An 11,478-nucleotide genomic window follows, 5' to 3' on the forward strand; every position below is an offset into this window, starting at 1 on the left:
AAATCCAGAGAGGTTTATAAGGGTGTAAGCTTAGTACCATGTATGACAACGCATGGATTAAGTTTGTATTTCTTGCACCCGTGACTTCTGGTCAGGGTGTTTTTTATCCAAAATGAGAGAGGCGGATGATGGATGTTAAATCATTTACTAACCACGAACGAATTAAAGGTGGATGAGATTTATCAAATCTTAACAGATGCTCATAACTTTAAAAACGGAATGCAATGGCGTCCGGACAGGCAAATGTTTACTGCCAATCTATTTTTTGAACCGAGCACAAGAACAAAGAGCAGCTTTGAAGTGGCCCAAAGAAGATTAGGATTAGAGGTAATTCCGTTTGAAGTGCTTACTTCAAGTGTCCAAAAAGGGGAAACACTTTACGATACAGTAAAAACATTAGAATCCATTGGTGTCAATTCCATTGTCATTCGACACGGTCAGGACCGCTATTTTGATGAATTGGTCGGAAAAGTTAACACGCCAATCATTAATGGCGGGGATGGGTGCGGGCATCATCCGACGCAATCACTTCTTGATCTACTGACGATCCAGCAGGAGTTTGACCAATTCGCAGGCTTGAAAATTTCTATTATCGGTGACATTCGTCATAGTCGGGTGGCACGTTCCAATGCCGATGTTTTAACAAGGCTGGGTGCAGAAGTGACTTTTTCTGGTCCAGAAGAATGGTTCGATACTAGGAGCACGGATATATCGAGGTATAGGCCGATTGATTTGGCCATCGAAGAAGCGGATGTCGTCATGCTTCTCCGTGTACAACATGAACGGCATCAACAAAAGAGCAGTTTTACGGCAAATGAATACCACAAGCAATATGGTCTTACGATTGAAAGAGAAAAGATGATGAAGCAGGGGAGCATCATCATGCATCCTGCTCCTGTAAATAGAAATGTAGAAATAGCAGATAGTCTTGTCGAGTGCAAGCGATCAAGAATCTTTAAGCAAATGGAAAACGGTGTTTATGTAAGAATGGCAGCAATCAAGAGATCAATCGAAAATCTTGAAGGAGGAAAACAACATGAAAATACTTATTCAGAACGCATGTTACATAGCATCTAAGGGAGAAAAGAAACAGGCTGATCTATTAATAGAAGATGGAAAGATTACAAAAATTGAAACACAAATCACTGCGGTTGTGGATCGGACCGTCGACGCGGAAGGAAAATTAGTGGCACCAGGCTTTATCGACCTACATGTCCACCTCCGTGAACCAGGCGGAGAAAAAAAGGAAACCATCGCAACCGGAACAGCCGCCGCAGCAAGAGGCGGATTTACCACTATTGCCAACATGCCTAACACAAGACCGGTGCCTGACACCATTAACAACATGGAGGACTTACAAAAGCGCATTAAGGATACAGCTAAGGTTAGGGTATTGCCGTATGCGTCCATCACAATCCGCCAGTTGGGTCAGGAGTTAACGGATTTTGAGGGCTTGAAAGCTAAAGGCGCATTTGCCTTTACGGATGACGGAGTAGGCGTACAGTCAGCTGCGATGATGCTTGAAGCAATGCGTAAAGCGGCGGCACTTGATATGGCAATTGTCGCACACTGTGAAGAAAACACATTAATTAACAAGGGGTCTGTCCATGATGGAACATTTGCGAAGAAGCATGGATTAAATGGAATTCCATCTATATGTGAATCCGTTCAAATTGCTAGGGATGTACTCTTAGCCGAAGCAGCAGACTGTCATTACCATGTCTGCCATATCAGCACAAAAGAATCAGTCCGGGTAGTTAGAGATGCTAAACGTGCAGGAATAAAAGTAACAGCCGAGGTAACACCACATCACTTATTATTATCTGAAGATGATATCCCAGGATTAGATGCAAACTATAAAATGAATCCGCCGCTTCGTGCTGCAGAAGACCGCAAAGCCTTAATCGAAGGGCTCTTAGATGGAACCATTGATTTCATTGCAACAGATCATGCGCCACATACAGCAGAAGAAAAAGCAGAAGGAATGACGCTTGCGCCATTCGGAATTGTTGGTCTCGAAACAGCCTTCCCGCTTTTATATACTCACTTCGTACTAAAGGAAATTATGACGCTTGAAGAGTTAATCAACTACCTCACCGTTAAGCCAGCGGAAGCATTTGGACTTCCATACGGAAAAATCGAAGTGGGAGCACCAGCAGATTTAGTACTGTTGAACCTAGAAGAAGAACGTGAAATTAATACAGAAGAATTCCTATCAAAAGGAAAAAATACACCATTTGGCGGTTGGAAATGTAAAGGTTGGCCAGAAATGACAATCGCTGAAGGAGAAATCGCTTGGGAAAAAGGGAGTGTCTTAGTATGAAAAAACAACTTATATTAGAAGATGGTACCATTTTTATTGGTAAAGGCTTTGGAAGTGATACGGAAACAATTGGTGAAGTTGTTTTTAATACAGGGATGACAGGCTATCAAGAGATTATATCTGACCCTTCTTATTGCGGACAGATTGTGACATTAACCTATCCACTAATCGGAAATTACGGAATAAACCGCGACGATTTCGAATCCATCAATCCAGCTGTTAAAGGATTGATTGTAAAAGAAGCAGCAGACTTCCCGTCCAACTGGAGAAATGAATATACATTGGATGAATACTTTGACATGAAAAAGATTCCTGGGATTGCAGGGATTGATACACGTAAATTAACACGGATTATCCGCCAATATGGAACATTGAAAGGGGCTATCTGCAGCATTGAAAAGGATGCGAATGAGGTTTTAGCTCAATTCCGTAAAGCACCGCTTCAAACAAACCAAGTTAAACAAGTTTCTACTAAAAATCCTTACCCAAGTCCAGGACGCGGCAAGAGAGTGGTCCTAGTCGATTTTGGAATGAAACACGGAATCTTACGGGAACTTAACCAACGGGATTGTGATGTGGTCGTTGTCCCATATCATACAACAGCAGATGAAATCCTTCAGTTGCGCCCAGACGGAATCATGCTTTCAAATGGACCTGGGGATCCAAAAGATGTTCCAGAAGCGATTGATATGTTAAAAGGAGTATTAGGCAGGGTACCATTGTTCGGAATTTGCTTAGGTCATCAATTGTTTGCCCTAGCATGTGGAGCTAATACGGAAAAAATGAAGTTCGGTCATCGCGGTTCCAACCATCCGGTTAAAGATCTTGCTACAGGAAAAGTTGCCATTACTTCACAAAACCATGGCTATACAGTTGAGGAAGAATCAATTAAAAATACAAGATTAGAAATTACTCACATTGCAGTAAATGACGGAACAGTCGAAGGACTGAAACACCTGGATTACCCAGCATTTACAGTTCAGTATCATCCGGAAGCATCTCCAGGACCAGAAGACGCAAACGGCTTATTCAATCAATTTCTTGACTTGATGGAAAAGAACAAACAGGAGGTTACAGCAAATGCCTAAACGTACAGATATCAACTCCATTTTAGTAATCGGTTCAGGACCAATTGTCATTGGGCAGGCTGCAGAATTTGACTATGCCGGTGCCCAAGCATGTATCGCTCTGAAAGAAGAAGGCTACCGTGTTATTCTAGTTAACTCCAATCCGGCCACCATCATGACGGATACAGAGATGGCAGATGCTGTTTATATTGAACCCTTGACTGTAGAATTCGTCAGCAGAATCATTCGCAAAGAACGTCCGGATGCACTGCTTGCAACACTTGGCGGACAAACAGGTCTTAACCTGGCTGTTGAGTTGACAAAATCCGGAGTCTTAGCTGAATGTGAAGTAGAGATTCTTGGTACGAAACTTTCAGCGATTAACCAAGCAGAGGACCGAGATCTTTTCCGAAGCCTTATGAATGAATTAAACGAACCAGTTCCAGATAGCGAAATTATCCATGAAGTAGCTGAGGCAAAAGCATTCGTTGAAAAAATTGGTTTCCCGGTGATTGTTCGACCAGCATTTACATTAGGAGGAACAGGCGGAGGTATCTGCCATAACGACGAGGAACTCGAGGAAGTTGTTACAAGTGGACTAAAGCACAGCCCGGTGAATCAATGTCTGCTAGAAAAAAGTATTGCTGGTTTCAAGGAAATTGAATACGAAGTAATGCGTGATAAAAATGACAATGCCATTGTGGTTTGTAATATGGAAAACATCGATCCTGTTGGTGTTCATACTGGTGATTCCATCGTGGTTGCACCAAGTCAGACATTAAGCGATCGGGAATACCAGCTGCTTCGCAATGTTTCATTAAAAATTATTCGTGCCTTAGGTATTGAAGGCGGCTGTAACGTTCAGTTGGCATTAGATCCATACAGCTTCAACTACTATATTATTGAAGTAAATCCACGAGTTAGCCGTTCTTCGGCATTAGCGTCAAAAGCAACCGGTTATCCGATTGCTAAGCTTGCAGCTAAAATCGCCGTAGGCTTAACACTTGATGAAATGTTAAATCCGGTAACAGGAAAAACCTATGCAAGCTTTGAACCGGCACTAGATTATATCGTAACCAAAATACCTAGATGGCCGTTTGACAAATTTGAATCAGGTAACCGTTCCCTAGGGACACAAATGAAAGCAACGGGAGAAATTATGGCAATTGGCCGTACATTTGAAGAATCTCTTTTGAAAGCAATCCGCTCTCTTGAGGCAGGGGTTTATCATTTCGAATTAAACGACGCCGCAGAAATCAATGATGATCTACTTGAGAAACGGATTCGCAAAGCCGGAGACGAACGACTCTTTTATATCGCAGAAGGGTTAAAACGTGGATTAACCATTGAGACGATCCATGAATGGAGCAAAATCGACTTATTCTTCTTGAAGAAAATGGAAGGAATTATCGAACTTGAAAAAGTAATTGCTGCCAAACCGTTTGACACAGAAATCTTCATTGAAGCAAAACAAAAAGGCTTTACGGATAAGACGATCGCCCAGCTTTGGAATACAACTGAAAAAGAAATTTATCTTACTAGAAAAAATCTCGGAATTATCCCAGTTTATAAAATGGTTGACACTTGTGCAGCTGAATTTGAATCAGCAACACCTTACTACTATGGCACATATGAAGATGAAAACGAGTCGATTGTAACAGAGAAAAATAGTGTCATTGTTCTAGGATCCGGTCCAATCCGTATCGGCCAGGGCATTGAATTTGATTATGCGACTGTACACTCTGTAAAGGCTATTAAAGAAGCAGGCTATGAAGCGATTATCATTAATAATAATCCAGAAACAGTATCAACGGATTTCAGTATTTCTGATAAGCTATACTTCGAACCACTGACCATTGAAGATGTGATGAGTATTATTGACTTAGAGAAACCAATGGGGGTAGTGGTCCAGTTTGGCGGACAAACCGCAATCAACTTAGCGGCTAAACTTGAAGAAAATGGCGTGAAAATTCTAGGAACAAGCTTAGAAGACATAGACCGTGCTGAAAACCGTGATAAATTTGAACAAGCACTTGTGCAATTAGACATTCCACAGCCATTAGGAAAAACAGCTATGTCAGTAGAACAGGCACTTGTGATCGCCAGAGATATCGGTTATCCAGTTCTTGTCCGCCCTTCCTATGTACTTGGTGGAAGAGCAATGGAAATTGTTTATCATGAAGAAGAACTTCTTTACTATATGCAGAACGCTGTAAAAGTGAATCCAGAGCATCCAGTCTTGATTGACCGATATTTAACAGGGAAAGAAATTGAAGTTGATGCCATCTGTGACGGCACTAATGTCCTAATCCCGGGTATCATGGAACATATCGAACGAGCTGGAGTCCACTCAGGTGACTCGATTGCAGTTTACCCATCGCAAACTCTCAGTGAAAAAGTGAAACAAACACTTGTGGAGTATACCGAGAAATTAGCGAAGGGGTTAAATATTATTGGATTACTAAATATTCAATATGTGCTCGCGGGTGAACAAGTATACGTACTTGAAGTAAATCCAAGATCGAGTCGTACCGTTCCATTCTTAAGTAAAATTACCAATATCCCAATGGCAAAAATCGCAACAAAAGCGATTCTTGGAGTATCGATTCTCGACCAAGGCTACATCCCAGGTCTTGTTACTGAAAAAGAAGGAGTATATGTCAAGGTTCCTGTATTCTCTTTTGCCAAACTGAAGAGTGTCGATATCACGCTTGGGCCAGAAATGAAGTCAACTGGAGAAGTCATGGGTAAGGATGTAACCCTCGAAAAGGCTCTATACAAAGGCTTAATTGCTTCAGGTATGAAAATTCAGCAGTTCGGTACCGTATTGTTTACGGTAGCAGATAAGGATAAGCAGGAAGCCTTAAAACTTGCGAAACGTTTCTCTGCAAACGGCTATGGTTTAATGGCAACAAGCGGAACAGCGGCTGCCTTGGAAGAAGCAGGCCTAAGAGTGAAGGTTGTCGGCAAAATTGGTACAGAGGGTAAAACATTACTAGATGTTATTCATCATGGTGAGGCACAGTTCATTATTAATACTTTAACGAAGGGCAAACAGCCTGAACGTGACGGGTTTAGAATTCGCCGAGAAGCTGTTGAAAATGGAGTTCCATGCTTAACTTCACTTGACACGGCTGATGCAATCTTAAAAGTAATTGAATCGATGAATTTTTCAGCAGAACCAATGGCCGCTATGAAAAAGGAGGCCGTGTTTGCATGATCCAAAAAGAGTTATGCAAAGTACTCAGCCAAAAAGAAATAGCTGCAGATATCTATGAGCTGACGATTGAAGGAGAGTTAGTTACTCAAATAACGGAGCCTGGTCAATTTGTCCATATTAAAGTATCCAATGGCCTTGATCCACTGTTACGCAGACCAATTAGTATTTCCTCGTACGATTATGAACAGAAAAATTTAACAATGATTTATCGTAAAGATGGAAGAGGAACTTCCATGCTAGCAGAATTACGACCAGGGATGCATGTCGACATCCTTGGTCCACTAGGCAATGGTTTTCCTGTTGAAGAAGTCAGTATGGGAGATACTGCCTTACTTGTCGGCGGTGGAATTGGTGTTCCTCCCCTATATGAACTGTCAAATCAGTTAGTCGCAAAAGGTGTAAAAGTCATCCATGTGCTCGGCTTCCAGACTGTATCAGCTGTTTTTTATGAAGAAGAATTTTCGAAAAATGGGGAAACCTATGTAGCGACTGTGGATGGTTCTTATGGTAGAAAGGGCTTTGTGACGGATGTAATGAAAGAATTGCAGTTTGATTGTATCTATACATGCGGACCAACTCCGATGTTAAGAGCAATTGAGCAGAATTATCAAGATAAGAAGGTTTTCTTATCGCTAGAAGAACGGATGGGCTGCGGCATCGGTGCCTGCTTTGCGTGTGTATGTAAAAAGAAGGATGACCCGACAGGAGTTTCTTATAAAAAAGTCTGCAGTGATGGTCCTGTATTCCGAGCTGGGGAGGTATTGATATGAGTCGCTTAAACATTGAATTACCAGGCTTAAACTTAAAAAACCCAATCATGCCTGCATCTGGATGCTTTGGATTTGGCAGAGAATACAGTCAGTTCTATGATCTAAGTGTACTTGGCGCCATTATGATTAAAGCGACAACAGTAGAACCTAGGTACGGAAATGCAACACCACGTGTTGCCGAAACTTCTGCAGGCATGTTAAATGCCATAGGCTTGCAAAATCCAGGACTAGAAAAGGTACTTGGTGAAGAGCTTCCTTTTTTATCTCAGTACGATGTCCCAATTATTGCAAATGTGGCTGGATCACTTGATGAGGATTACGTGGAGGTAGCCCGTCAAATTTCAAAGGCTCCAAATGTTCATGCGCTAGAACTGAATATTTCCTGCCCTAACGTAAAAACAGGCGGGATTGCTTTTGGAACCATTCCTGAAACAGCGAAACAATTAACCCGAAAGGTTAAAGAGGTATCAGAGGTACCAGTATATGTAAAGCTGTCGCCAAATGTAACAAATATCGTTGAGATGGCGAAGGCTGTTGAAGCAGGTGGTGCCGATGGATTGACGATGATTAATACTCTTATCGGAATGAGACTTGATTTAAAAACAGGCAAACCGATTCTTGCCAATCGAACCGGTGGATTGTCAGGACCAGCAATTAAGCCAGTGGCGATCCGGATGATTCACGAAGTCAGCCAGGTGGTAGGGATTCCAATCATCGGTATGGGTGGTGTTGAGACGGCTAGTGATGTCATCGAGTATTTTTATGCAGGAGCAAGTGCGGTCGCAGTCGGCACAGCCAATTTTGTGGATCCATTTGTTTGTCCGACGATCATTGAGGAACTGCCTGAACTGCTTGGAAAATTAGGATTTGAGCACATCAGTGAATGTACAGGAAGGAGCTGGAAGGAACATGGACAACTCGCTAATCATCGCGCTTGATTTTCCCGGCGTAAACGAAGTTAATCAATTTCTAAAGCCGTTTGCTGGTAAAGAGCTTTTTGTAAAAGTAGGGATGGAGTTGTTTTACCAGGAAGGCCCCTCGATTATTCATCAATTAAAAGAGCAAGGTCACCGTATTTTCCTTGATTTAAAGCTTCATGACATTCCAAATACAGTGAAAAGTGCAATGAAGGGTCTGGCACGTTTAGAGTGTGATTTGGTAAATGTTCATGCTGCAGGTGGAATTGACATGATGCGAGCAGCACTGGAGGGTCTAGAAGCAGGTACCACTGCAGGACGGAAGCGGCCTAACTGTATAGCGGTAACACAATTAACAAGTACGTCTGATGAACAAATGCAAAAAGAACAACTTATTCCGGTCTCCTTAAAGGAATCGGTGCTTCATTATGCCTCTATAACGAAACAAGCAGGCTTAGATGGAGTTGTTTGCTCGGCATGGGAAGCTGCTTTGATTAAGGAAAAGGCCGGGCAATCGTTTTTGACGGTTTGTCCGGGTATTCGGATGGCCTCAGATCAGGTAGGAGATCAAAAGCGCATCACAACTCCTGAATCAGCGCGGACAATGGGGGTTAGTGCGATTGTGGTTGGCCGCTCTATTACCCGTTCACAAGACCCGCTAACAAGTTATCAACAATGGATGGAAGCATGGAAGGGAGTAACACAATGAAAAAATTAATAGCAGAAAAATTACTAGACATCAATGCGGTGGCCTTGAAGCCCGAGGTGCCATTTACGTGGGCATCAGGACTTCGTTCCCCAATCTATTGTGATAATCGCCTAACTCTTTCATACCCAGAGGTAAGAAAATCAATTGCTGCTGGGCTGCAGCAGTTGATTGAGGAAAATTTTCCGGGAACTGAAGTTATTGCTGGTACAGCAACCGCAGGTATCCCTCATGCCGCATGGGTCAGTGACTTAATGGACCTTCCTATGTGCTATGTTCGTTCGAAAGCAAAAGGACACGGTAAAGGCAATCAGATTGAAGGAAAAGCAGAGGCAGGTCAAAAGGTTGTCGTTGTAGAAGATTTAATCTCAACTGGCGGCAGTGTAATCACAGCAGTTCAAGCATTAAAGGAAGCAGGTTGTGACGTACTTGGTGTGGTTTCCATTTTTACCTATGGGCTTGAAAAGGGAAGAGAACTGCTTCAGGAAAACGAGATTACGAGTAAGTCACTGACTGATTATGAAACATTAATAGAAGTAGCGATTTCTAAGGGTATCGTTACGGGAGATGATCAGAAAAGTCTCCTATTATGGAGCAAAAACCCTGCTGAATGGAGCAACAAGTTTTTGGAAACAGAGATTCGCTGATAAAATCGAATTTCCACTCTTAAATGAAATTAACGCTGATAAATAGAAAAAGAAGGCATCCACGACCTTGTGGATGCCTTCTTTTCTTTCTATTTCTTCAATTTAAGTACCAATTCCTCATCTGGCGTGACATATATTGTCTGCTGATTATCATATATCACAAATCCTGGCTTTGCCCCACTAGGTTTTTTTACAAATCGAACCTTTGTAAAATCAACAGGAACAGAGCTGGAATTTCGTGCCTTACTAAAATAGGAGGCTAAAATGGCAGCTTCCCGAATCGTTTCATTTGATGGTTCTTTGCTTCGAATTACCACGTGTGAGCCAGGGATATCTTTTGTATGAAGCCAAATCTCATCCCTTGCTGCCAATTTATTGGTTAAATAATCATTTTGTTTATTATTTTTGCCAACGATAATATCGGTACCATCGCTCGATTTAAAATGATCTAATACTGGCTTGGCATTCTGTGCCTTCTTCAGTTTCTTCTTTTGCCGTTCCCTAATATATCCACCCTCCACAAGTTCTTCACGAATCTCTTGAATATCTTTAGGGGAGGCAGCTTGTACTTGCTGTAATAAATTATCAAAGTAGGAAACTTCAACTTGGGCTTTCTCGATTTGCTCAATAACAATTTCAACTGCATTTTTTGCCTTCTGGTATTTTGAAAAATACTTCTGGGCATTTTCAGATGGTGTCTTCCGCGGGTCTAGTGGAATGATAATCGTCCCACCTGATTCATCATAATAATCGAGCACTTCAATTTCACGCATCCCTTTATTGGCTGCATATAAATTGGCTGTTAAAAGTTCCCCATAGCGTTGAAATTGCTCCGCACGCTCAGCTTCTTTTAATGTAACGTTCAGTTTGTCAATTTTCTTTTCGTTCTTTTCTTTTTCATTATGAATAAATCGTTCAATATCATTCCCTTGCTGCTTTACCCGATCTCTTTCGGCTTTGCCAAAATAAAAGCGGTCAAGCATTTCACTTAGCGTGGGATATGTTTTTATTTCTCCTTTCAGATGCTCAAGTGGAAATAAGTAAAATGCGTCCTTCCCGCCTGCCGAGATAATGGAGGGGAAAATATCACCAGATGCAACTTTTTTAACCATACTTATAAACGTTCCCGGGACAGTAGCACGATTAGCAAGGCCACTCTGGAATATTACTTCCTTAGCGAATAGTGGTGAAATCCCAGCAAATTGTTCAACTAATTGGCGATCAATTTTCCCTGCATTGTAATCAATCTTTCGTAATAGATCGTCCTGATCACAATGAAATGGATCTTGCTTATGCTGTTCTGGAGGGAAAACATAAGGCTGTCCGGGCATAATCGCCCTGTGGCTGTTCACTGCAAAGGAGACATGTTTGATGCTGTCAAGAATGATATTCCGGGATTTATCAACGAGTACAATATTGCTGTGTCTACCCATAATTTCAATAATTAATTGCTTGTAGCTAATATCCCCAATCTCATTCCGTCCCTTAATTTCTAGTACAATCATCCGATCGGTTTCTTTTTGATATAAATCCTCTAATATATAACCCTCAATATGTTTCCTGAGCAGCATACAAAACATTGGCGGCTCACTTGGATTATCATATGACTCTTCAGTGAATTGAACTCGTGCATAACTTGGGTGCGCCGATAATAGCAGTTTTTGATTTACACCATTGGCACGAATGGTGAGAATCACTTCATTTTTATAGGGCTGATGAACTTTATTAATCCTTCCGCCCTTTAACGAACGGACAAGTTCATCGACCATTGCTTTTGTAAATAAACCATCAAATGACATGGAAAACATCCTTTACTACATTCATATGT

General features: G+C 41.7%; 9 protein-coding genes. 8 read left to right on the forward strand and 1 reads right to left on the reverse strand.

The features are described from left to right. Positions 1–132: 132 nt before the first annotated feature. From COJ96_RS09580 to pyrE, 8 genes are read left to right on the forward strand one after another with little or no spacing between them, the layout of a single operon-like run. Positions 133–1,077, forward strand: coding sequence for an aspartate carbamoyltransferase catalytic subunit (locus tag COJ96_RS09580; protein WP_098572697.1), 945 nt, complete (start codon positions 133–135; stop codon positions 1,075–1,077). After that, on the forward strand, positions 1,037–2,323 hold the full coding sequence (locus tag COJ96_RS09585; RefSeq protein ID WP_098572698.1) for a dihydroorotase: 1,287 nt from the start codon (positions 1,037–1,039) through the stop codon (positions 2,321–2,323). Before COJ96_RS09580 ends, COJ96_RS09585 begins: the two co-directional genes overlap by 41 nt. Continuing rightward, positions 2,320–3,411 carry a carbamoyl phosphate synthase small subunit gene (locus tag COJ96_RS09590; RefSeq protein ID WP_098572699.1) on the forward strand — a complete coding sequence of 364 codons (1,092 nt, stop codon included), beginning with the start codon at positions 2,320–2,322 and terminating at the stop codon, positions 3,409–3,411. Before COJ96_RS09585 ends, COJ96_RS09590 begins: the two co-directional genes overlap by 4 nt. Beyond that, positions 3,404–6,610 (forward strand): carbamoyl-phosphate synthase large subunit, encoded by a 3,207-nt coding sequence (carB, locus tag COJ96_RS09595; RefSeq protein WP_098572700.1) that lies wholly within the window; start codon positions 3,404–3,406, stop codon positions 6,608–6,610. The genes COJ96_RS09590 and carB overlap by 8 nt, the downstream gene beginning before the upstream one ends. Beyond that, entirely contained in the window at positions 6,607–7,380 is a 774-nt protein-coding gene (locus COJ96_RS09600) for a dihydroorotate dehydrogenase electron transfer subunit (protein ID WP_098572701.1), read from the forward strand. Before carB ends, COJ96_RS09600 begins: the two co-directional genes overlap by 4 nt. Then, positions 7,377–8,318 (forward strand): dihydroorotate dehydrogenase, encoded by a 942-nt coding sequence (locus tag COJ96_RS09605; RefSeq protein ID WP_098572702.1) that lies wholly within the window; start codon positions 7,377–7,379, stop codon positions 8,316–8,318. The genes COJ96_RS09600 and COJ96_RS09605 overlap by 4 nt, the downstream gene beginning before the upstream one ends. Next, positions 8,290–9,006 carry an orotidine-5'-phosphate decarboxylase gene (gene pyrF / locus COJ96_RS09610; protein WP_098572703.1) on the forward strand — a complete coding sequence of 239 codons (717 nt, stop codon included), beginning with the start codon at positions 8,290–8,292 and terminating at the stop codon, positions 9,004–9,006. Before COJ96_RS09605 ends, pyrF begins: the two co-directional genes overlap by 29 nt. Next, positions 9,003–9,650: an orotate phosphoribosyltransferase gene (pyrE, locus tag COJ96_RS09615; protein WP_098572704.1), complete on the forward strand. Its 648-nt coding sequence runs from the start codon at positions 9,003–9,005 to the stop codon at positions 9,648–9,650. Before pyrF ends, pyrE begins: the two co-directional genes overlap by 4 nt. An 89-nt stretch (positions 9,651–9,739) precedes the next feature. Here the strand turns inward: pyrE and COJ96_RS09620 are convergent, their stop codons facing one another. Then, the gene (locus COJ96_RS09620) at positions 9,740–11,449 is read right to left on the reverse strand and encodes an Rqc2 family fibronectin-binding protein (RefSeq protein ID WP_098572705.1); all 1,710 of its coding nucleotides are present in this window, start codon (positions 11,447–11,449) and stop codon (positions 9,740–9,742) included. Positions 11,450–11,478 lie beyond the last annotated feature (29 nt).

Source organism: Bacillus sp. AFS073361 (assembly GCF_002567005.1).
Classification (GTDB): domain Bacteria; phylum Bacillota; class Bacilli; order Bacillales; family Cytobacillaceae; genus Neobacillus.

Excerpts from the sequence above, each read along its gene's own strand:
- COJ96_RS09580 (WP_098572697.1), top strand. The coding sequence starts at position 133 with ATGTTAAATCATTTACTAACCACGAACGAATTAAAGGTGGATGAGATT.
- COJ96_RS09585 (WP_098572698.1), top strand. The coding sequence starts at position 1,037 with ATGAAAATACTTATTCAGAACGCATGTTACATAGCATCTAAGGGAGAA.
- COJ96_RS09590 (WP_098572699.1), top strand. The coding sequence starts at position 2,320 with ATGAAAAAACAACTTATATTAGAAGATGGTACCATTTTTATTGGTAAA.
- carB (WP_098572700.1), top strand. The coding sequence starts at position 3,404 with ATGCCTAAACGTACAGATATCAACTCCATTTTAGTAATCGGTTCAGGA.
- COJ96_RS09600 (WP_098572701.1), top strand. The coding sequence starts at position 6,607 with ATGATCCAAAAAGAGTTATGCAAAGTACTCAGCCAAAAAGAAATAGCT.
- COJ96_RS09605 (WP_098572702.1), top strand. The coding sequence starts at position 7,377 with ATGAGTCGCTTAAACATTGAATTACCAGGCTTAAACTTAAAAAACCCA.
- pyrF (WP_098572703.1), top strand. The coding sequence starts at position 8,290 with ATGGACAACTCGCTAATCATCGCGCTTGATTTTCCCGGCGTAAACGAA.
- pyrE (WP_098572704.1), top strand. The coding sequence starts at position 9,003 with ATGAAAAAATTAATAGCAGAAAAATTACTAGACATCAATGCGGTGGCC.
- COJ96_RS09620 (WP_098572705.1), bottom strand. The coding sequence starts at position 11,449 with ATGTCATTTGATGGTTTATTTACAAAAGCAATGGTCGATGAACTTGTC.